We start from the raw sequence: 22,131 nt of genomic DNA on the forward strand, positions 1-22,131 counted from the left end.
AGAGTTTTGAAGCCTTCAGAAGCGATTGCACGGAAGTGTACGAATACGTCTGCGCCGCCGTTGTCTTGAGTGATGAAACCGAAACCTTTCTCTTCGTTAAACCACTTAACGATACCAGTTGTCTTAGACATGATGTCTCCAAAAATTTTTCAATAAAATAATTCGCAATAATGCGGTTATAGCCAGAACAAGAATTATTTACGTGAACGAAACTTATGAGTGGAAATCTTCATAACAACATACTCGGTAAAGCGGTGCAGCGAAGGTTTTCTAAAACATAATTTTGCATATTATAAATAGGTCTGAATTACAGCCGACACGGATAATATCATGTGTCAGTGATTTGTGTATGTTTATTTCCAGTTTTTTGAGCAAAAGTGGGCTTTACCAGCAGACTGCTGATTTCCTATACAATTATTCCCCTCTGGTATTCATTAGACCGAGTCAACGCCCTCTGTCTGATATAGCCGTGGCTTAAGAAAACATGACAGTACCTTGAAAAGGTTCTCAGCCATCACATTAATGGACTCTATGTGAAGCACTAACGTTGGCCATTATTTACAGTGAGAGCTTGTTAAAGCATTTATCTATATGGGGTTCACAAATGAAATGCCTGATGCAAGCCTGGCAGCATAATGAAAGCGATATTAAAGCCTGGCTGATATGCCAAACCCACGATGTTGAGCAAGCAGAAGATCTTATGCAAGAGACCTTCCTTAAAGCGATGAAGCATCAGGAAAGATTCTGCTCTTTAGACAATGCTCGATCCTGGTTATTTAAAATGGTCCGCAACACACTGATAGACCATATAAGAACTTACCATCCGGTTGATGAACTCACTGCTGATGTCAACATTAACGAACAAGAAGAAGCCCCAATCACCGGTCTTTTGTCGTGTTTACCTCGGGTGCTCTCAGAGCTAGATGATGAAGACAGGGATGTCATTGAGTGTTGTGATTTAAACGGAATGACTCAGGCTGATTATGCCCAGTTGAAAGACATCTCAACAGCAGGTGCAAAATCTCGTATTCAGCGCGCACGACAAAAACTCAAACAACATCTGACCTGTGCCTGCCAGGTAAAACTCACGGGGCAAAAAGTATATAGCTATGTTCCACGCCGAAAATCATGAAAAACACCTGAAGATAATTGCATCCTTTTCAGCCTTGCTTCGTGTTAGTTACCATAATACATAGCGAGAAAAGCTTCATGTTATCAATATTTACGCAGCTCGCCTCTTGGCTCAGCTACTCAGTTTTGCAGCTTGAACCGGGGTCCAGGCTGGCAGAAGGGGTTCATTTCTTCATTGAAGACACGTCTAAAATTTATGCGCTATTGTTCGGGCTGATCTATTTCATAGCCCTGGCCCGCGCCTCTCTCAACGTCGAGCGTGTTCGCGATTACCTGCAAGGTAAGAACCGTTTTCTGGGTTATATTCTTGGCGCCGTTTTTGGCTCCGTCACCCCTTTTTGTTCGTGCAGTTCCATCCCGCTGTTTATGGGGTTTGTGTCTGCTCGTATCCCATTGGGGGTAACAATGGCCTTCTTACTGACCTCTCCGCTCATCAATGAAGTTGCTATTGTTTTGTTGGGTAGCCTGCTTGGTTTCAAGTTCATGCTTGCTTACATCTCTGTTGGCCTGCTGCTTGGCGTTACCGGGGGGATCCTCATCGACGCCTTGAAAGCCGAACGCTGGCTGCAGCCCTTTCTTGCCAATCAATATTCCGCTGGAGCCGAGACAGTGTATCAAGATGCTACCGAGCACAAAACATTAACGCTGAAAGACCGCCATCAATTTGCGAAACAAGAAACCATGATGATCATTAGCCGAATATGGCAATGGGTAATTATTGGCGTTGGTATTGGTGCCTTTATACATGGCTTTATCCCGCAAGTTTGGATCAGCGAAAATTTGGGTGCGGGTCAATGGTGGTCTGTACCTGTGGCATCGCTGATCGCTATTCCTATGTACACCAATGCCACTGCGATTATTCCCATCATGGAAACGTTATTAACCAAAGGCGTGCCGCTCGGCACCACCCTGGCATTCTGCATGAGTGCTGTTGCAGCCAGCCTGCCGGAATTCATGATGCTGAAACAGGTGATGACTTACCGCCTTCTCTTTGTCATTTTCAGTTATCTCTTTTTTGCTTTCACGGTAGTGGGATGGCTGTTCAACTACGTTGTATTTTAAGGAGTCAACGATGAAACACATACTGGTCTATGGTTCAGGTTGTAAAAATTGTGCAATAACAGCGGATACTTTCACTCAGGCCGCAGCAGATCTGGGGGTGGAAATCGAACTTGAAAAAGTAACAAATCTGGAATTGATCATGAAGGCTGGCGTCATGAGTACACCTGCAGTCGCGATTGATGGTCAGTTATGTCATTCCGGTTCCGTACCTGGCTATAACAAGGTGATGCGCTTACTTGAGTCAGACACACAAAAATAAGAAAGATCTAGGTACCCTTGATGTGCGAAAGAAGAAACACATAAAAAGTACTGCTTCCAATAGCGATTGTGACAGCAAGTCGCCACGCAAGGTTCAGTTACATGAACTCATTTGATTACGGAACTAAATACAATAACAAGTTCATCAACAATGTTTAGCCCTGTGCAACTTCGCATGGGGCTAAGCTGTTGGCTAGAGAGCGGTTTTGCCGTTAAAATGATTTCTCTTTTTTAACCTCTCAAGGGATTGCTATATGGACGGTAGACAGCGCGACATCACACTCAGATTTTTAGCCGAGCCCGGTGATGTCAACTTTGGCGGCAAGGTTCATGGTGGCGCAGTAATGAAATGGATCGATTTGGCCGCCTATGCCTGCTCGGCAGGTTGGAGTGCAAAATATTGCATTACCGCCTACGCCGGAGGGATCCGTTTTGTCGCACCAATCCATGTGGGGAATCTGGTTGAAGTCAGTGCCAAGGTCATTTATACCGGCAGATCTTCAATGCACATTGCTATTGATGTGCAGGCAAGCGATCCGAAACAACTGGAAAGACGCTTAACCACACATTGCATTGTCATTATGGTTGCCGTTGATGAAGACGGGAAACCCACGCCAATTCCTGAATGGATTCCGCAAACAGCCGAAGATAAGAAATTGCGAGATTCCGCGATTAAGTTGATGAATATGCGTCAAGAAATTGGTGAAGAGATGGAGGCACACGTAGAGTATCTGAAATGATGCCATCGTTCCAAGGGCTGTCACTCTGACAGCTTTTTCTTAGCCTTATTTTGACCAGACCCACTTAAATTAGTGCAATCCCCCCCATTTAATACCGTAACTACAAACTTATTTTTCACTCCAACGTGACGCTGATCACCAACTTCAACGTATTTAATTTCAATTTACATTCATAATACGAACAACTTAATAGGCCGCGTTACTTATTACCAACAGTCAGGATACTAATAATGAAAGAAGTTGCATTCCGTTGGATCGATAAATATCTTGTCGATGTGAAAATACAGGAAAACTTTTTAATTCTCTTTTTTGCCCCGCTTTTTGCCATCATCGTTGTGAGCATGACATTAATGGATGCCTCACAGAACCAGCAAAACCGATTGCTGCAACAAGAGATGGAAACCGTTGCTACTCTGATTGCACAATCGGATCTTAACCAAGGTGACGTCAGCCGTATTCTGACAAACAGTAATATTCAGGTTGGTACCAACGGTGTTGCAACCACTCAGGTTACAAACGCTGGCTACAGCCTGACAACCAAAGAGCAACCGAACCTGCTTTCTGAGATGACGATTACCCATACCGCTATTATTGCTGCCGCCTGCCTGTTTATTATTCTTTGCTTACACTACATTATGACGTTTATGGGCGGCGCTCTGTTTAACATTTACGAAGCCGTTAAGCGTCTCGCCGATGGCGATCTGGCAGCACGTATCAACTATGCCCCTGCCCGTAATGAATTTAATCTGATCGCACAAACTGTAGATCGCGTTTCCGAACGTGAGCATCAGTTTGTCAAAGCGACTCAGGAAGCAATTGCGTTAATTCAGCAAATCAGCTCTGAGCTTCGCCAGCGCAGCAGTGAAAACGAAGGCTTAACCAATCAGCAGCAAGAACGCATTGACTCTCTGGCCAGTGCCACAGAGCAGATGGCCAGCTCTGTTCGTGAAGTTGCCAGCCATGCACAGGACACGTCAACCCAGACCAGCGAAGCCACACAAGTCACGGCGCAGGGCTTAGCACAAGTCACCCAAACCCTTACAGCCATTAATCAACTGGGCACTGAGATCAATTCAGCCGCGGAAGCCGTGGCCGAACTCGATAGCAACGCAGCTCAAATTGATGACGTGGTCACCACGATTAACGCTATTTCAGAACAAACCAACCTACTGGCACTCAATGCAGCAATCGAAGCGGCACGCGCTGGTGAACAGGGCCGTGGTTTTGCGGTTGTGGCCGATGAAGTTCGCACTCTGGCTGGCCGTACACAAAATGCCACCGTTGAAATCCAAAAAATGATTGAAGCGCTGCAAAACAACAGTCAGAGTCTGATGAAAGTGATGCACCAGACGGTGAATAATGCTGAATCCAGTGAACATATGATGAGCTCCGTCAGTCAGGATATTGGTCTTATTTCAGAAAAGAACCAGTATATTGCTGATCGCAGTATCGAAATCGCCGCAGCGGCAGAAGAACAAGGTGCGGTAGCTGATAATATTGCTTCAGACGTTGAGCAGGTACGCATGCAGTCACGTAAAGTTGCTGATATGGTGACTCAGTCTTCCAGTGAAATCCAGCGCCTCAACCAGCAAGCCGATGAACTGGAAAGCTTGATGAAAGATCTGATCGTCTAACTCTCTGCCCCGCACACCTCTTCTTGATAAAGCACTTATTGGGGCAGTATCTTGTCCCAATAAGTCTCTCTATGTTCACATTCCAGCTTCCTGCATAAATAGACATGTTAGAAAAGCACAGAGAAAAAAGGCCAAGCATGGGTGCTTAGCCTATGTTATGTCACCTTCGTAGACTCAGATTTACTTAAAACACAAATTTGTTGAAGGCGGATTCAAGAATACGATCTGCAATGTATTTGTGAGTTGCGGTAGTCGGATGAGTCACACCCCAAAATACGTGCGAATCAGAGCCATAGTACGCACATTCGTTTGTTAGGCGGTGGCTATATAGATAATCCAGGGCTGAGCTACGGTTGATGTCTAAGCAAGGCTCTGAAGCATTTTGAAAGCCGTGTTGCTGAGGATTGCTTGTCATTTGTTTGAACAATGAATACGCATCATACAGTTCCACGTTGATGCCTTTGTTTTGATAGTACTCGGCTTGTTCGCGGATGTATTGATTAAACTCTTCAATCTTCTGTCTGACCACTAACACTTCCTCTTGTGTAGAGTACTTAAACTGAGGCGCTTTGGTTGCATCAGGCAGAGTCAGCAATAAGATGTTTTTCGCCCCCGCATCAGTCAGGCGGATCATCGCGGCGCTGTAGTCGGCTTTTACCTCCGGCACTTCACGCTCATAATTCATGAAGTCGTTCAATCCGAATTCAAGCGTAAACAAGGTATTTTCTGGGTGATAGTTTTTGGCCATCTTCATATAGGTCAGATAAGAGGTTACCTGATCGTATACACCTGTCAGTGCGACATACTGGTTTGTCCCCGCAGCGCCACCCACTGCCCAGTTGTAAAGCGGGATGTTCTTATTTTTAGCCAAGTATTCCGTCCAGACGAAACCGTTAGAAAAGTGCCCTAAGAACCAAGAGTTACTGTTCGGAAAAATCCATTGAGAACCGTTAAACATGTTACCGGTATCCGACAGGCTGTCACCAAACACGACCATTTTATTGATCGCAGCTGGTTGAAATGCATTGTCGTTCGTCCAGATTGAATGGTTGTATGAGAAACGCTTATCAGACGCAAAGTAAGTTATATCTGCAGTTTCATGCGTTACATCCAACGTTTCATCACATCGCTTTTTGATCTTTTCCTGAGGCTCACTGGTATAAAACATGTTTTTGAAGGATACGGAAGAATACCAATAGCCCGGAATACTGTAATAACTGCCATCTTCATTCAATGCCCATTCCCATTCCGTCGCCGAATCATCGTGGGTGGCGGCTGGGCGGTACCAGCACCTGACATAAGTGTATGTTTCTGCAGACTGAACACTGCTGACTTGTGCTGCAGTAATTGCCTCTGGCGTTATTGGTGCGCTATCTGATGCTTGAGAAGCCAATGGAAATAGCAGAGAGAGCAGTAAAATGGATTTTTTCATTATTATCTACTTATTGTTAGTTATTGTGTATTTACTCTAAATTAGAACACTCCAACATTTTCCATTCACCTTTTTTATCCAATTTACTGAACAATTCTCACAATAAATGTACTGAATTTTAGGCTTAACGATGCTGCTAGCGCGCAAAATTGAATTCTCAGGAGACATAAAAGCGTTGATAGCATGACAATGTGCGCATTTTCACTCGCAAATGCATAGCTATCTGGGCATTTTATTGAGGGATCACTTAACATGCTCGCTCAGATATCGACCCTTTGGTTGATCTGCGGCCAGCTTCTAACAAGGGGATAGAGCATGAGAAAAATAGTAAATTCTGTTATTGGCATGAGCTTGGTGATGGCATCAAGCTCAATCTGTTATGCATCAAATGTTGACCAAACAGATCCCATCTCAGACTTGATTCAGACAACGACACCTTACTTCCAGGAAGAATGTCATTTATACGGCTCTGAAGGAATCATTTCACCCAGTTGTAATTATTATATCTTCAATTTCAGTGGTATAAGTTCCGAGGAGCGGAGATCTTTTACATCGAGTCTTTTGGGCCTAGGGGTGGATAGTGAGTATGTATTGGTTACCAAACCAAACGAGCTCAAGAAAAGAGAGATCTACCTTCTTGATACACTTGATCTTGAATATATTGCTTCAAATCTTGTAACTGATTTGAGTAAGTTAAACCGAACCCGCCGATCCGTCTCTCAAGACAACGGCAGTGTGATGGAGTTCATCATACATAGACGCTTCAATGTCGAAAGGCAGGGCAAGGGCAATGTAACGTTAAAATATAAAGTCAGGTATTACAGCAAATCACCTTTCTATGCCCGATCCGGTGATAAAGACAAATTCGTGGAAATTGTGCTCGCCGAGGGCTCAGGTGTTGATATGGGGATGTCAGACAGCTGGTCCGATATTTATCGCCGTTGGTATCATAATAGTCACACAAGCTACGTATACAATGAGTACCTTGATGAAATAGATGTCGGCATTAAGGTAAATGATAACGCTAAATTGTCATCCGGACAGATCTATCTAAATGATCTGTATCCGAGAATGCAAGATCAGGTTGAATCGAAAATAGAAAAGGAAACGAGTACCAGTATAAAAGTAGGACTGGGTTTTTCACCTAAGATTCCGATCAAGGACATTGAGTACAAGTTTACCGACAAATACAGCATTACTAATAAAAAAGAATTTGGCCTGGTCGCTAAAACAAACAAGGACGGCTACAACATCAAATACGTGAACAATAAATATGGTTCATCGGTAGATCCAGAGCATGGTTTCTGCAATTTGGGAACCGCTGATGGCTGGTGCTGGGATTATGATGAGCGCCGGGGCAATCCTTGGAATTTTGATAAATTGAGAGCAAATAATCCGCTGGCGGTTAGTGGTCTGCGGCCGGATTTTGTGGCAAAAATTGCAGCAAAAGAAGGAACGACCGGCTCATCAGAAATAGTGGTTAAGACAACGGTAAATAGCCTTGCCTTGTTTGGTCATAATAACTGGGTAATTGGTCGTCGCTATGCATCAGGTAGCCAACTATGGACAGACAACACAAGTGCTGATCCGGATTGGAAAACATACCGGGATTTTGAGAAGCTGGTTTATTCAGATCAGTTTGCGGTGACGGTTGATTGGAATAGTCCATGGTTTTTAGGTGCCGACGCTGTAACAATCAAATCCACGTTATTGAGTCAAGAATCGCCTCAATGCCTGACCGTCGTAGATGGTTCTGCGTTACAGTTTAAAAACTGTGTCGAGGGAGCCAAGTCACAATCGTTCATCTATGATCAGGAAAAAAGATATAGAAGTGTGGCTAATATTAACCAGTGCTTAGAAACATCCGAAGGCAAGTTAACATTAAGTACTAACTGCTCTGATGATTTTGCCAGAAATACTCAAATTTGGTACTGGCAAGAGCCGAACGGTTTTGCCAATGATGTTCTTTACACAGTGAATAGTGACAGGACTATCAATGCTATTGACGCATCGACTGAGATCCCTGGCATTGTTACGCTAGATGATACGGATGAAATGCCAGAAAACGTACTATATACCAGCCGCTTTACGGATTTTAGTACCATAAGACCATAAGCTCTGATCTCTGTGAAATCTACACTATCACAGTGAAAAACGTCTCTATTGAAAGAATTAACCTCCTCGGTCAAACAAAAAATGCTTCTCGTGGCACTGTTATCTAGTGAATAACAGAGATCGAGAAGCATTTATATCTGCAAGGATCTATGGTGCGAAGTTAATCAGACCGACGCCATAGCACCTTTACCTACACCTTCATACGCGACAACTTCCAGTGACTCGTCATGTAATGACTTATTTACCTCTTTTGCGATGTAATGAGCCAGAAGCTCAACCGTGGTGTCGGTATCAATGACTTCCGTTTCTGATTTGGCAATAGCCAATTCAAACTCGCCTTGCTCAGTGGTATAGCGGAAACCGAAATGGTTATCGTCTGATAAACCTGCTGCGTAGTCGCTCAGGTTCAACTCAGAGACAGCCACCTGATCTTCTGCGGTTGCCAAATAAATGTCTTGCCAACGCTGTGCCCACTGCTGTTCCAGCGCATCGCTTCGTTCGCCGTTAACAAAGAGTTCAACCGGAGAACGGTGACCGTGAGCAATTCGCTGACAGTTACCATCATGCTTTTTCAGGCCATGCGTATAGTGATAAAACGCACCATCAATTTTCTCATGGCGCAGGGTGAGCTCCAGCCCTTGCACATTGGCAGGTAGCTTACCGATTAAGACCTGGTGAAGATGTCTGGTAACCGATCCAATCGTCACTTTCTTGTCATCGATCAGGCAATAAGCCTGTTCCGGGCAATGTAAGTGAATACTTTTATCACCACGCAACAAGTCTACGGTCGCATAGCCATCCTTGCTCTGACTCATTTTCACATTCACATTTTTCGTCGGCACAATTAGGCGATGATCAACATACTGATCCACCAGTTGTTTGATTTGCTTCTTGACTCGGCTAAAATCGAGCACCATGCTCATTTCATTCAGCTCACCCGACATCACCACATCGAGAATCCAACTTTCACCCACCATGCCGCGCTCCTCGCACAGGTATGAGGCATCGATAACGGTAAGATCTCTGACAAATAGCTTCAAACTGAAGTCCTTTCTGATAATGGTTGTCGTTTAACTAAGCCGGGCATTATACCCACCTGAAGTGCGTAGTAAACCGGAGCCAGAAATATCACCCCCGTTACTCCCTCAACCAGGCTAATCCTTTCATCGGCTCTTCAAAATACTTTACCTCACCGGAAATAAACCAACTGCCGGCATGAGACATCATATCCAGCCACCTTTTATTGCCGTAGACAGCAATTTTGCTGAACTTCTTACCATGCTTAAGAGTCAGCTTTAATTCATCCCAGGCAGCCTGCAGTTCCCAGCCTTCAAATTCAGCGCCATCAAAAAATATATTCACCGTCGGCTCGCTGATCCCTTCAAGTACCTGATCCATTTCTGGTGTGATCTTTTCGTAATCAGCATGCGTTAGCTTCCCTTTCGCTTTAAGCTCCATAAGGAAATTATCATCGTCGCGTTCAACCACCATAGTTAAACCGTGTGAATCCGCCATATAGCCTCCTAAGCAATGCACTAGGCACATCAGATACTCATCATGTTCATACCAGTATCAAACAACACTTTAAAGTACAGTGTAGTAGCTGATGTCCTCCTCAGGGGGGAGGCAGCATATTCCGTACGACCCTGGCTCTTAATCCGTCGTCTCTTCAGCTCTTAGCGCTGCAGGCAGCGTTATTTGAAAACAAGTTCCCTTACCGACTTCAGAGTCTAGCTTAATGTGGCCGTTTAATGTTTTCAGCATCACTTTCACCAATGCTAAACCAAGCCCATATCCTGACTTGCTTCGGCTTTGGTCAACTCGATACAAGCGCCTGAAGATGAGTTCATGGTGTTCCTTGGCAATACCAATACCCGTGTCAGAGACTTTGATAACGACCTGACCACCTTTATCGTTGCCGCATTCCAACAAGATCTGATCGCCGGCATGGCTATATTTAAAACTGTTGTCAATCAGGTTAACCAGGATCTGAGTTAAGCGATTGGGCTCGGTGATAAGATGGCATGAATGCAACCCGGTCATTGATACTGGAATACAGGTTTCTTCTGATAGCTCTTCGTACCAAGATCCAATATTTTCAATAAAGGCTTTTAGCTCAATAGGCTGGGGCTGTAACTGATGTTTCCCGATAATCTCGTCGTTTATTTTCATCAGGGTATTGAGCATTTTACTGGCATGCTGTGCTGACTCGGCGCAGTCTGAAAGCGCCGCCTGCATCTGCTGTTTCAGCTCATCACCCTGAGCCTGACTGAGCAATGATTTTTCGGTAGATAATACAATTCTGGATAAAGGGGTTCTTAAATCATGTGCAATGGCATCTAACGTATTTCCCATGCTGGAAATAGTCGCCTTTAACCGTCCGAGTACTTGATTTACGCTTTGGTTGAGGACGCCTAGCTCCCCTTTCGTACTTTCAAGGTCATGGTCGATAAAGTTAGACATTGCATCTAGTGACCAGGTACTGGCCTGATCGATACCTTTCGCTAAGCTATGTAAAGGTGCTAACGTCGATCTAATCAATCGCCAGACAATTAATGAAATTACACTGCATAATGCAGCCAGGGCAATCGCTATCCATACCCATTGCTGATACAACAAATTCAGCCTTGGCTTCAGATTTAGCACCAGCCAGAAATGCTGCTGCTGACCAGGCAGGCTCACCGCATAATAAGCAGGTTCTGTTAATAATTCATACCAGTCGCGCTGTGACAATTGATACTGCGATAGATTAACGCCAGTCAGTGATAGCATTGCTCCACTGACCAATTTGTAGCTTCCATCATCCGTATTACTCACAACACTGATCGCATTTTCAATCAAACGGTACGGGTTATTGACCACAACATGCTGCATTTTATCATCAGATTCAAACTTCAAAATGCGCTGATATTCCGCCCCGAGCGAACGCATCAGTTTTTTTTCTTCTTTATCGAGCTGATAAGCCAGTATCATACCGATGCCAAGCAAGATTATGGCAAAACATAAACTTATCGTCGCCAGAAAACGTCTAAACAACCTGCGTTGCGCATACCTTGTCGACTGTTCAGCGTTCATTTTTAAGGACATAGCCGACCCCGCGAATCGTATGAATTAACGGATGATCGAACTCCCTATCAATCTGGGCACGCAAACGGCAAACCAGGACATCCACGACATTGGTCTGCGGATCAAATTGATAACCCCATATTGTTTCCAGAATCACTGTTTTGGAAAAGACTCTCTCAGGCTGTTGCATAAACAGTTGCATTAGCATGAATTCCCTCTGTTTTAGGGGAATTTCCTTTCCACTACGAAATAGTTTTCGGCTCAGTAGATCAAGAGTTAACTCTCTGTATTTCAACTGATTAGAATTATGACAACTAACCTGACGCCGTAACAAAATCTGACACCGAGCGGCAAGTTCAGCAAATGCGAATGGCTTAACCAAATAATCGTCCGCCCCTGATTGCAGTCCCTGCACTTTTTCTTCCACAGAATGACGAGCACTTAAGATAATAATCGGTACCTGGTGTCCCTCGCCGCGGATATTCCGCAGCACTTCCATACCATCCCAAGTCGGTAGCATTAAATCGAGTACTATCAGATCAAACGATTCCATTGTTGCTAACTGATAGCCCTGCTTGCCGTCAGCGCAACAGGTTACTTGATATTGCAGCTCTTCAAAACCTTGCTTCAAAAAACCACTGATATGGAGATCATCCTCGATCACTAAGATATGCATAAGGTTCTCTCCCACACCTCGATGTAATACCAATCTAATTATTCTATCATTTTGCCAACATTTGATTTGATTACAAAGTTGTAATGTTGAAGCAAGATTCTGGCAATTATGAGCCATTATATTAGTGGCTAACGCAAACACATAATCCTCATGATTAAGGAACTATCTATGAACATAAAATCAAAGCTATTTCTCGCAGCCGTTGTGCTCTCAAGCTCTTCTCCGCTTTTTGCTGCAGAGAAAACCGTCAACCTCACACAGTTATCTTCGGCCAGCGCCTTTGAACTCGCCCAAAACGCTGTCTCTCAATGTGCCAAAGACGGTTACAATGTCACGGCAACCGTGGTTGATCTTTCCGGACGTGTTCAGGCTCAGCTGCGCCATAATAATGCAGGACCACATACTTTAGACAGTTCACGCAAAAAAGCCTTCACAGCAGTTAGCATGAAACAACCCACGGCAAATTTAATGAAAACAATTGCTGATAAACCAATCTTAGTGCCTCTAAAAGATATGGATGACAACTTACTCTTCTTGGCTGGCGGGATCCCGTTAAAATCGAAAGATCAGGTGGTTGGCGCAATTGGTGTGGGTGGAGCACCGGGTGGTCATTTAGATGTGGCTTGCGCAGAAGCGGCGATTAAGGCTGTCATGTAATACAGCCAGTTCCCCCCGGCAGCACTTGTTTAGCCATTACATTAAGCTAGCCCGGCTTTTGCCGGGCCAGTACATCAGATAAACGTAAGATAAGTTCCTGTAAATTAAAAGCACTGAGATCGCTCAGTGCTTTTATATACTGGGTGCATTGACGGCTTACAAAGCCGCTAAAAAACCATTCTTTACAATACAATCCCGGCAAAAATGAAACCGAAGATGATACTGAATACCATGCTTAATAAGCCTGGGATCATAAAGCTGTGGTTGAAGATATATTTACCAATATTGGTGGTTCCCGTGCGGTCAAAGTCGATAGATGCGATGATCGGGCCGTAGTTAGGTATAAAGAAATAACCGTTAACCGCAACGAAAGTCGCAATAATGACTTCAGGTGGTAAACCCAGTGCAATCGCCACCGGTACCAGCACTGCTGTTGTAGCCCCTTGGCTGTTCACCATCACAGACAGACCAAACAATGCAAATGCAAAGGTCCATGGCGCGACTTCTACCAAACCGGCGACCGCTTCTTTCACCATTGCGCCATGCCCGCCAATGAACGTATCGCCCAACCATGCGATACCGAAAATCGCCACGATTGCGCGCATACCGGCATGAAACACAGAGCCTTGCGTAATCGCGTAACCATCAGGTTTGCAGATCAGAATGATCAGTGCCGCAATAGACAGCATCACAATTTCAATGGTGTGTGCCATACCCATCGCCTGGCCATCAAAGCTCGGACGCAATGACGGGAAAGCCCCCATAACAACAACCGAAATCGCACCAAACAGGAACAGAGATACAGCTTTCTTTGCTTCAGGCTTGATCTCAATTTCCGCTACCTTCACCTCTTGTTCCATTTCCTGACGGAAAGCAGGATCTTCCAGACGGCGAAGGTATTCAGGGTCTTCATTCAGCTCTTTACCCAGCTTGTTAACAATCACACATGCAGCCGTCAAGCCGAGGAAAGTGGCCGGAATAGTAACCATCAGCACATCGGCGAGGGTAATACCCTGAGGCTCAAGAAATGCGACTAGCGCCACAACTGCGGCAGCAATCGGGCTGGCCACAATCGCAAACTGAGAGGCGATAACGGCCATGCCCATCGGGCGCTCAGGGCGAATACCGCTACGACGGCTCACCTCAGCAATAACCGGCAATACAGAATAAGCAACGTGACCGGTACCTGCCATCATGGTAAACACATATGTCACAATCGGCGCAATAAAAGTAATTTGACGAGGATTTTTACGCAAAATATTTGACGCAATTTTGATCAGAAAATCAAGACCTCCGGCAGCCTGCATGGAAGCGGCAGCGGCAACGACAGCCATGATCATTAACATGACATCAATCGGCGGACTGGTTGGTTGCAGACCAAACACAAAACTCAATACCGCCAGACCAACACCACCCATCACACCCAGACCGATCCCCCCGATACGGGCACCAATCAAAATACAGATAAGTACAATAAGAAATTCAATTACAAACACATCAATCTCCTTGATGACAACGTTTAAAACAGCATGAAAACTCAAGTTGCACATGGTATTAGTTTTATATCAATAACAATCAAACATTCATCACACAAACTGCTAATAGCATTGTTAATAGAGAGGTTATTTCTGGTTTGTTGATTTTGATGTTAACAATTAAACCGTAAATTGTATGTTATTGTTTAAAAAGATGTTTAATGGATTGATGGCGGTACAACTTATCGCTGACACGATGCTGTTTATTGAACATAGCGGACATGAACAGCTTAGAAATAGCAACATTAACCAACGCCCTTATTCGTGGTAATCCCGCAACACAGCGTCACGAGAAAGCCCAGATAATGATTGGAATTGGTATAACCATCCAGTTCTGTTAGCGTTAGCTATCCAATATCAAGAACGGACTCATATGAAGCTCTCACAACTCAATGCCTTTAAAGCCGTCATTGAATGCCAAACCGTTACAGCGGCAGCCGAACGATTAAATTTAAGCCAGCCAGCCGTGAGTCGTTTATTATCAGGTCTGGAACAGAGGCTGGGGTTCGATCTGTTTCTTCGCAAAGCAAATCGCCTGGTATTAAGTGATGAAGGGCAAGCTTTTTACCTCGAAGTGGCCAAAGTGTTCGACGCCGTCACCGGATTGGATCATGCCGCAGATTCCATTCGCTCACATCGTTTTGGCAGCCTGAACATTGCGGTAATGCCCTTACTGTCAAATGCCTTTCTTCCCCGGATCCTGGCCACGTTTTTAAAAGACTCATCCCGGATGAAGGTAGGCTTTAAGACCTACCGCTCAGAAGATGTTATACGCCGGGTTCAGAGCCAGACCATCGATATCGGCTTTGCTTTTGTCGATGAATATCTTGCCGGCGTCAAAGCACAGAAAGTGGAATGTGAATGCGTCTGCTTGTTACCGGCACAGTCACCGCTGGCCAAAAGAAGCGTGATTGATATCTATGATATTGCCGGCCAGTTATTGATTCGGCATGAGAAAGACGTCACCCAGCGGCGCATTGATACCTTACTTCGGCGCTATGGACTGACCACCATTGAACACATTGAAGTCTCATTTGCCAGTACAGCTGCCGCATTGGTTCGGGAAGGGGTGGGCATTGCGATCACCGATCCGTTTACCGCCCATATGGCCAGCGAGCATAAAGATGTTGTCATGCGCCCGCTGGTATTCTCATTACCATTTGACTTCGACATATTGTATCCCGCCCTTAAGCCTGTTCACCGCCATGCCGAACAGTTCATCGAGCTGTTTCTGTTGCTCGCCGATGAGATGGATATTCAGCTGAAAATTGGTCCGATGCGTGATCTCGTTGAAGACGATATGGGCGCAAGTCACAGATAACCGGTAAGTAACCCTCGATAAAAAATAAAATAAAGACTATTAATAACAATAAATTAAAATGAAGCCTGTCGCCAACTATAACTTTTTTGCATTCTACCTTAGCCGTTCTGCATTGGGCAAAACCGCCCTCTATTCCTTAGTCTGGTTTCACCAGGAAACATAACAAAGGAAGAGCGATGAACGCTAAAGTATCCATCATAGGCTCCGGCAATGCGGGGTTAACCGCGGCGTACCATTTTTCGCTTCATGGCGCACAGGTATGCCTGTTTGGTGCCAAAAGCTTTGACCAGCCACTTAGCGATATCGAGCAACGCGGCGGCATTGCGGCTTTAGCCGAATTTAACGATGTGCCCCTGACCTATTCAGGCTTTCAGGCCATTGACAAAATAAGCCGGGATCTGGCGGAGACGGTTGCCTATTCTGATCTGCTGATTTTACCCGTCCCCTCGTTTGCCCAAGAGCCTTTATTTATCGAGATGCTGCCCCACCTGCGCGACGGGCAAGTCATCATGCTGATGCCGGGTAACTACGGCTCACTGGTACTCAATCGCATTAAAGCCGAACAAGGTTATGCTGAACTCGATATTACATTTGTCGATGCCATTTCGATTCCATGGGCAACCCGTATTGTCGGCCCGGCAGAAATTGCCATATTAGGCATGAAAGAGTTCCTGCCGGTTTCAGCCTTGCCGGCCAGTCAAACCCGCGAGGCCATTGCCCGACTCCAGGCTGTGATGCCTTTACCGCTTCGCGGCTTGGCAAACGTGATCAGTGCCGGTATGGAGAATATTAATTTTGGTGGCCATCCACTACTAACTACCCTCAACATGGGATTGCTTGAAAACTTTGACGGCCAGTTTAATTACTACAAAGACTGCTGCTCGGTTTCAACCGCCAAAGCAGCAGCGGTGATGGAGCATGAACGCCAGTCAGTCGGTAAAGCGCTGGGGCTGGAACTGCTCCCTGAGCTTGAGGCCATGAATGCGCTCTATGCAATGCAATGCGAGACCGTTTATGACGTTAACCGCACCTCAGAAACTCACGGTAAGTTAAACAGTGCCCCGAATTCCGCCAGTAACCGCTACATCACAGAAGATGCCGCGTATCTGCTGGTACCTTGCTATGAGTTGGGCAAACTCGCCGGGGTCGAAACACCATTAGTCACATCCTGCCTGCACATCGATAACGCTTACAACGATACTGATTACTTCAAGGAAGGCCGAACACTGGAAAAAATGGGACTTGCTGGTATGTCCGTTAAAGCAATCATGGACTTCGTAGCATAAAAAAGAAGGTGGAATACCACCCAAATTGTGGGGCGATTTGCCCCACTCAATGAGGATATCCTAATGACGAAAATTAAATTTCCCTCTGCCTACACAATTTTAATGATATTGACCGTTTTAATGGCAGCAATAACGTGGGTGATACCCGCGGGTCAATACCAAATGGAGAAAAACGAAACCCTGGGGCGCATGGTGCCTCAGGTGGGATCGTATCAAACCGTTGAAGCTAACCCACAAGGGATAGTCGAAGTGTTAATGGCGCCCATTCAAGGTTTCTACGATCCATCAAGCTACGCAGCTCGCGCCGTTGATGTCGCTTTATTTGTCCTGGTCATTGGTGGCTTTCTTGCAGTCGTCACTCGCACAGGTGCCATTGATGCTGGTATTGCTGGCACGATGAAACGTTTAGGCGGGCGCGAAAAATGGATGATCCCAATCCTGATGGGATTATTTGCAATGGGCGGCACAGTCTATGGCATGGCAGAAGAAACCATTCCTTTCTATGCCCTGCTAATTCCGGTAATGATTGCGGCCGGATATGACAGTATTGTAGGTGTCGCTATCATCATGGTGGGTGCGGGTATTGGCTGCTTAGGTTCGACCATTAATCCGTTTGCAACGGTTATTGCGTCTAATGCAGCTGAAATCAACTTTATGGAAGGTATCATCTTACGCGCAATTATTCTCGCGTTAGGTTGGATTGTCTGTGTTGTTTATGTCATGCGTTATGCCGATAAGGTGAAGCACGACCCGTCAGCATCGATTGTCGCGCATCAGAAAGATGACAATGAACGTCATTTCCTTCACAGCAAAGAACAGCAAGCGCCAGAGCTAACCGGCACCCGAAAAGCGGTATTAGCAATTTTCGGCCTGACCTTTGCGGTGATGATGTGGGGCGTTTCGGTGGCTGGCTGGTGGATGGCAGAACTATCAGCACTGTTCATCGGATCCAGTATCATTGTTGGTTTTGTCGGCCGGTTATCTGAGGTCGAAATCACCGATAGCTTTGTTGACGGCGCGCGAGATTTATTAGGCGTGGCATTAATCATCGCCATCGCCCGCGGCCTAGTGGTTGTAATGGATAACGGCAATATTACCCACACTATTCTCAACTATGCAGAAGGCCTATTAGGCGGGCTACATGAAATCGCCTTCATCAATGCCATCTATTGGATTGAAGCCGTGCTTTGTTTAGTGGTCCCTTCATCTTCTGGTCTGGCCGTACTTTCTATGCCAGTGCTTGCGCCATTAGCTGACTTTGCCGGTGTCGGTCGTGAGTTAGTTGTCACCGCATTCCAGTCAGCCTCTGGCTTGCCAAACCTTGTGACCCCAACGTCGGGTGTTGTCATGGGGGGGTTAGCCATTGGCCGCGTAGCCTATTCATCATGGCTCAAGTTTATCGGCCCTTTAATTGGCATTCTTAGTGTCATGGTAATGGCTCTGCTAAGTTTAGGGGTTGTATTAGGCTAAATTAGCCTTGTCTCCAGGAGGGCTCCGGCCCTCTTTTTTCTCCAATCTGTTTTCATTGCATTATCTCCCCCGTCACTTCTGAACCTCGCCCCCATCCTCGACGCTCTCCTTACAAATAAAACCACATCAGTTGGCGGTGGCTTCGCCCTGTAGTGATCCTTCAAGTGATAATAATCTTATTTCGATAGTGTTAAGTGATTGAAATTCAAGCGATTGGGAAAAATCAATTTTGGACCAAATCCAACCTGAAGCTTGTAATATGTTAGGATTAGTAGCATATTGATAACTAAGATTTAATGTTATTATTAATATAATTGATCGCAGATAATTAAAATATTCATGCAGGAGCGATACTTTGAAATTACAGCAACTACGATATTTAAAGTCAGTTAAGGATAATAATCTTAATATCTCTGCCGCCTCTAAAATGCTTTTCACTACTCAGCCTGGCATCAGCAAGCAAATCGCCTTGCTAGAAAATGAATTAGGGGTGCGTATCTTTGAACGTCGTGGTAAGAATTTGCATGGTATCACTCCTGTAGGCAAAAAAATATTTACAGAGCTTGATAAAATGCTCGCTTTAGAAGAGAAAATCAAAGCCATTTCCCGCGAGTATTTAGACCCGAGCATAGGTTCTTTGAATATTTACACAACACATACTATCGCACGCTATTTACTGCCTAAAACTGTCTCCTATTTTATCAATAAATATCCGAAAATATCTTTCCATTTGCACCCTACTCTGCCGCCACAAACCAAAGGAAAGATTAGTAAAGGATATTCCGATTTCTCTATTGTGGCGCACGATGTGAGTAATGATAATGACTTAATCATTCTCCCGGCCTATCTCTGGACGCTCTCTCTAGTGGTTCCCAAAGGACACCCTTTAGACAATGGCGAAAAGCCGACGTTAGAGCAGCTTTGCCAGTATCCTATACTCAGCTATGAAATGGGGGCTACAGGGCGGGCAACACAGGAAGAAGCCTTCTCGGCACAGGATCTGAACCCGAATTATTTTATGACGGTAATGGATGCCGATGTGATCAAGCGTTATGTCGAATTAGGTTTTGGTATTGGCATCATTTCCTCGCTGGCTGCGCAAGATGTAGAACATACGGACTTAACCTGTATTAGTCTGGATCATGTTTTTGAGCCGAGTAAAGCATGGATTTGTTTTAGCAAAGATATACTGTTGCAGAATTACATGTATGATTTTATTTCTTCTTTCTCCCCTCACTTAACCAAGCAAGTTATGGAAAAGGTACTGAGTCAAACGACTCGTTCGAAGGTTGAAGATATGTGTACCGATTTTAAACTGCCGGTCTATTAATAAGTTTGAAATAAAACGTCAGAGAAAGAAGCCATTGCGCATTAAAGGTGCAGTGGCTTTTTTCTTACTGGTTATCATTTAAATTATATTGTTGACCTAATAAAGTTTGAATATAAATACGTACTTAGCTTAAATTCACTATTAGGTCATTTCCTTGATGATGAACCGAATATCCCCATGCAACTTCTGATTTCACTTCCGGCTATCATTTAATATCAAGTATGTACTTTAGCCAGGCTGAGATATCCTGGATTTGCTCCAGACAGACGTTGTGTTCCATCGGGTAAGTACGCCAGTTAGGCTTAAACCCTTTATTCTCTAACGCTTTTAGAGCCTCCTGCCCCATTGTTGACAGAACGACAGGATCAAAACGGCCATGCATGATTTCAATCGGTAATGCGCGGTTACATTCCGCAAATTCAATGCTGTCTGCGGTCGGGAAATAGGTCGAAAGTGCCAGTAGTCCGGCTAATTTTTTCGGAAAGCTTAAGGCAGTCTGGTAAGCAACAGCGCCCCCCTGTGAAAAACCGACGATAACAATACGCTCACTGGAAATACCGCGCTCAATCTCTCGTTCAATCAGTGCCGCGACCTGACTGGCAGAATGTAGCAGCTGATCTGTATTAAGTTTTCGGCCAGCCCCCATTTCCAGAATGTCGTACCATGCCGGCATTACGATCCCCCCATTGATGGTCACCGGGGTCGATGGCGAATGAGGAAAGATAAACCGTACCGGCGCATTCTGGGGAAGCTTTAAATCAGGAAGAATGGCTTCGAAATCATGGCCATTGGATCCTAGGCCATGTAACCAGATAATCGTCGCGGTGGCTTCAACATTGGGTTCTACTTCAACACAAGAGAGGTAAGTCATGATCTGCTTTTCTAATAATCTGAGATATCCCCCACCATACACCGAAACAAAGCGAAATGGGTATAGCCCGACTAATAGATGGCCGCAATCTCGTAGCTTTTAATTTGACCGCCAACGTTTATGTCGATTTCATCATCAACAAAACGTCCTAACAGGGCCTGTCCAAGCGGTGCCGAGGGGGTAATAATGATGATTTCTTTGTCGCAGAATGTCAGCTTTAGCCCGCCGGCTGCCGGACCTAAAAACAGATATTTTTCAGAACCGGAACCGTCAATAAGGTAAACCAGGCTGCCTAGCCCAACCGCTTCTTGATCGGAGCAATTCGCCAGTTCCAGCTTTTCAAAGGCGGCTAAATCTGCCTCGCATTCGGCAACACGCTGAGCCTGTCCCTGGGCCAGGTATGCGGCTTCCAGAGCCAATGTATCATATTTATTCTCAGCGACATTCTCATCATCGGTCGCGGTATTATAGGCCCTCATGGCGGCATCCACCGCTCCCTGGTGGATAGCCTCAAGTGCTGCTAATATTTGCTTGAGCAACAAGGATTTATTCATATTTACAGATCTTCAACAAAACGGAGGGACATCATGGCGACATCCTACCCCAAAATAACGGGTTGCAGACAGCCAATTTCCCCGATAACGGCAAATATCCCCAAGCGACCTTAGTATTCGGCTTGGATATCATGCATCGAGAAATAAATCCCGCATCAAATCTTGCGCATGGGGATCAAATTTAAATTGCTCAAAATCAGAGACGCCCCGCTCTCTAAGCAAGGATTCATCAATCAGTGTCTGGCCACTCAGTTGTAAATTTTCAGTGTTGATAATCTCCAACGCGGCTTGTGCCATAATGCGTGGCGTTCTCGAACGCTTCAGTAGCTCTTTATCAAGGGCAAACTCAATCGCAGCTGTGGCAATGGTAGTTTGCGGCCACAATGTGGATGCCGAAATACCGTCGCCCCTGAGCTCTTCGGCCAACCCCAAAGTTAACAGAGTCATACCATATTTTGTCAACGTATAAGGGATATAAGGCTTTAACCAATGAGAGGAGAGATTAATTGGAGGTGACAAGGTAATAATATGGCCGTTCTGGCTCTTTTTAAGATAAGGAATTGCCGCCTTTGAGCAGACCAATGTCCCGCGAACATTGATCGAATGTAACAGATCAAAGCGCTTTACCTCCATATCTTGCAACCGGCTCAACGAAATAGCACTGGCATTATTGACCAATACATCAATACCACCAAACGTTTCGGCAGCATGTTGCATTGCAACCTGTACGGCATCTTCATCACGAATATCCAACTTTATCGCCAATGCCTTACCGCCGGCAGCTTCAACTTCTTGAGCAACACTGTGGATAGTACCCGGAAGCTTAGGGTGCGGCTGATCTGACTTTGCCGCAATAACGACATTCGCCCCATGCTCTGCACAAATCAGCGCAATTTCTCGACCAATACCGCGGCTTGAGCCGGTAATAAAAACCGTTTTTCCTGTTAGGAGTGCCATCATTATTCTGCGTCCATTCCATGACAAACCTAAAGT

General features: G+C 45.2%; 21 protein-coding genes. 11 read left to right on the plus strand and 10 right to left on the minus strand.

Annotation, left to right across the window (positions count from 1 at the left end; genetic code table 11):
• Positions 1 to 131: cold-shock protein (locus R3289_RS11655; RefSeq protein WP_318925888.1), on the minus strand; the 131-nt coding region annotated here is incomplete at its 3' end.
• Between the two features lie 473 nt (positions 132 to 604).
• Here R3289_RS11655 and R3289_RS11660 point away from each other — a divergent pair.
• The 5 genes from R3289_RS11660 (at position 605) to R3289_RS11680 (ending at position 4,825) form a co-directional block, all read left to right on the plus strand.
• On the plus strand, positions 605 to 1,132 hold the full coding sequence (locus R3289_RS11660) for a sigma-70 family RNA polymerase sigma factor (RefSeq protein ID WP_318925680.1): 528 nt from the start codon (positions 605 to 607) through the stop codon (positions 1,130 to 1,132).
• 77 nt (positions 1,133 to 1,209) lie between these two features.
• Positions 1,210 to 2,193 (plus strand): permease, encoded by a 984-nt coding sequence (locus R3289_RS11665; protein ID WP_318925681.1) that lies wholly within the window; start codon positions 1,210 to 1,212, stop codon positions 2,191 to 2,193.
• A gap of 10 nt (positions 2,194 to 2,203) precedes the next feature.
• Positions 2,204 to 2,452, plus strand: a complete 249-nt coding sequence (locus R3289_RS11670; protein WP_318925682.1) for a thioredoxin family protein — start codon at positions 2,204 to 2,206, stop codon at positions 2,450 to 2,452.
• 253 nt (positions 2,453 to 2,705) lie between these two features.
• Positions 2,706 to 3,191, plus strand: a complete 486-nt coding sequence (locus R3289_RS11675) for an acyl-CoA thioesterase (RefSeq protein WP_318925684.1) — start codon at positions 2,706 to 2,708, stop codon at positions 3,189 to 3,191.
• A 230-nt stretch (positions 3,192 to 3,421) separates the two neighbouring features.
• Positions 3,422 to 4,825 (plus strand): methyl-accepting chemotaxis protein, encoded by a 1,404-nt coding sequence (locus tag R3289_RS11680; protein WP_318925686.1) that lies wholly within the window; start codon positions 3,422 to 3,424, stop codon positions 4,823 to 4,825.
• 184 nt (positions 4,826 to 5,009) lie between these two features.
• Here the strand turns inward: R3289_RS11680 and R3289_RS11685 are convergent, their stop codons facing one another.
• Positions 5,010 to 6,257, minus strand: a complete 1,248-nt coding sequence (locus R3289_RS11685; RefSeq protein WP_318925687.1) for an SGNH/GDSL hydrolase family protein — start codon at positions 6,255 to 6,257, stop codon at positions 5,010 to 5,012.
• A 315-nt stretch (positions 6,258 to 6,572) separates the two neighbouring features.
• On the opposite strand from R3289_RS11685, the gene R3289_RS11690 reads away from it, so the two are divergent.
• Complete coding sequence (locus R3289_RS11690; protein ID WP_318925688.1) at positions 6,573 to 8,372, plus strand: RICIN domain-containing protein; 1,800 nt, start codon at positions 6,573 to 6,575, stop codon at positions 8,370 to 8,372.
• Between the two features lie 164 nt (positions 8,373 to 8,536).
• On the opposite strand, the gene R3289_RS11695 is transcribed toward R3289_RS11690, so the two are convergent.
• From R3289_RS11695 to R3289_RS11710, 4 genes are all read right to left on the minus strand, one after another.
• Complete coding sequence (locus R3289_RS11695) at positions 8,537 to 9,412, minus strand: 6-carboxytetrahydropterin synthase (RefSeq protein ID WP_318925690.1); 876 nt, start codon at positions 9,410 to 9,412, stop codon at positions 8,537 to 8,539.
• A 97-nt stretch (positions 9,413 to 9,509) separates the two neighbouring features.
• Entirely contained in the window at positions 9,510 to 9,887 is a 378-nt protein-coding gene (locus R3289_RS11700) for an STAS/SEC14 domain-containing protein (protein WP_318925691.1), read from the minus strand.
• 138 nt (positions 9,888 to 10,025) lie between these two features.
• Positions 10,026 to 11,459 carry a HAMP domain-containing sensor histidine kinase gene (locus R3289_RS11705; RefSeq protein WP_318925693.1) on the minus strand — a complete coding sequence of 478 codons (1,434 nt, stop codon included), beginning with the start codon at positions 11,457 to 11,459 and terminating at the stop codon, positions 10,026 to 10,028.
• Positions 11,437 to 12,114 (minus strand): response regulator transcription factor, encoded by a 678-nt coding sequence (locus tag R3289_RS11710; protein ID WP_318925695.1) that lies wholly within the window; start codon positions 12,112 to 12,114, stop codon positions 11,437 to 11,439. The genes R3289_RS11705 and R3289_RS11710 overlap by 23 nt, the downstream gene beginning before the upstream one ends.
• Before the next feature lie 168 nt (positions 12,115 to 12,282).
• On the opposite strand from R3289_RS11710, the gene R3289_RS11715 reads away from it, so the two are divergent.
• Complete coding sequence (locus R3289_RS11715) at positions 12,283 to 12,771, plus strand: heme-binding protein (protein WP_318925696.1); 489 nt, start codon at positions 12,283 to 12,285, stop codon at positions 12,769 to 12,771.
• Between the two features lie 182 nt (positions 12,772 to 12,953).
• Here the strand turns inward: R3289_RS11715 and R3289_RS11720 are convergent, their stop codons facing one another.
• Complete coding sequence (locus R3289_RS11720; RefSeq protein ID WP_318925698.1) at positions 12,954 to 14,267, minus strand: anaerobic C4-dicarboxylate transporter; 1,314 nt, start codon at positions 14,265 to 14,267, stop codon at positions 12,954 to 12,956.
• Between the two features lie 412 nt (positions 14,268 to 14,679).
• Between R3289_RS11720 and R3289_RS11725 the strand changes: the two genes are divergently transcribed.
• The 4 genes from R3289_RS11725 to R3289_RS11740 all read left to right on the plus strand — a co-directional run bounded on the left by R3289_RS11725 (position 14,680) and on the right by R3289_RS11740 (position 19,713).
• On the plus strand, positions 14,680 to 15,627 hold the full coding sequence (locus R3289_RS11725) for a LysR family transcriptional regulator (RefSeq protein WP_318925699.1): 948 nt from the start codon (positions 14,680 to 14,682) through the stop codon (positions 15,625 to 15,627).
• 176 nt (positions 15,628 to 15,803) lie between these two features.
• Entirely contained in the window at positions 15,804 to 16,913 is a 1,110-nt protein-coding gene (locus R3289_RS11730) for an NAD/NADP octopine/nopaline dehydrogenase family protein (RefSeq protein ID WP_318925700.1), read from the plus strand.
• A 63-nt stretch (positions 16,914 to 16,976) separates the two neighbouring features.
• A complete protein-coding gene (locus R3289_RS11735; protein ID WP_318925701.1) occupies positions 16,977 to 18,383 on the plus strand; it encodes a YfcC family protein in 1,407 nt (468 codons plus the stop codon).
• Between the two features lie 355 nt (positions 18,384 to 18,738).
• Entirely contained in the window at positions 18,739 to 19,713 is a 975-nt protein-coding gene (locus R3289_RS11740; protein ID WP_318925702.1) for a LysR substrate-binding domain-containing protein, read from the plus strand.
• 205 nt (positions 19,714 to 19,918) lie between these two features.
• Here R3289_RS11740 and R3289_RS11745 read toward each other — a convergent pair whose 3' ends face one another.
• The 3 genes from R3289_RS11745 to R3289_RS11755 form a co-directional block, all read right to left on the minus strand.
• Positions 19,919 to 20,584 carry an alpha/beta hydrolase gene (locus tag R3289_RS11745; RefSeq protein WP_318925703.1) on the minus strand — a complete coding sequence of 222 codons (666 nt, stop codon included), beginning with the start codon at positions 20,582 to 20,584 and terminating at the stop codon, positions 19,919 to 19,921.
• 71 nt (positions 20,585 to 20,655) lie between these two features.
• Positions 20,656 to 21,138 carry a GreA/GreB family elongation factor gene (locus tag R3289_RS11750; protein WP_318925704.1) on the minus strand — a complete coding sequence of 161 codons (483 nt, stop codon included), beginning with the start codon at positions 21,136 to 21,138 and terminating at the stop codon, positions 20,656 to 20,658.
• A 129-nt stretch (positions 21,139 to 21,267) separates the two neighbouring features.
• On the minus strand, positions 21,268 to 22,098 hold the full coding sequence (locus R3289_RS11755) for an NAD(P)-dependent oxidoreductase (protein WP_318925705.1): 831 nt from the start codon (positions 22,096 to 22,098) through the stop codon (positions 21,268 to 21,270).
• Between the last annotated feature and the right edge of the window lie 33 nt (positions 22,099 to 22,131).

The organism is Photobacterium sp. (assembly GCF_033720175.1).
Classification (GTDB): domain Bacteria; phylum Pseudomonadota; class Gammaproteobacteria; order Enterobacterales; family Vibrionaceae; genus Photobacterium.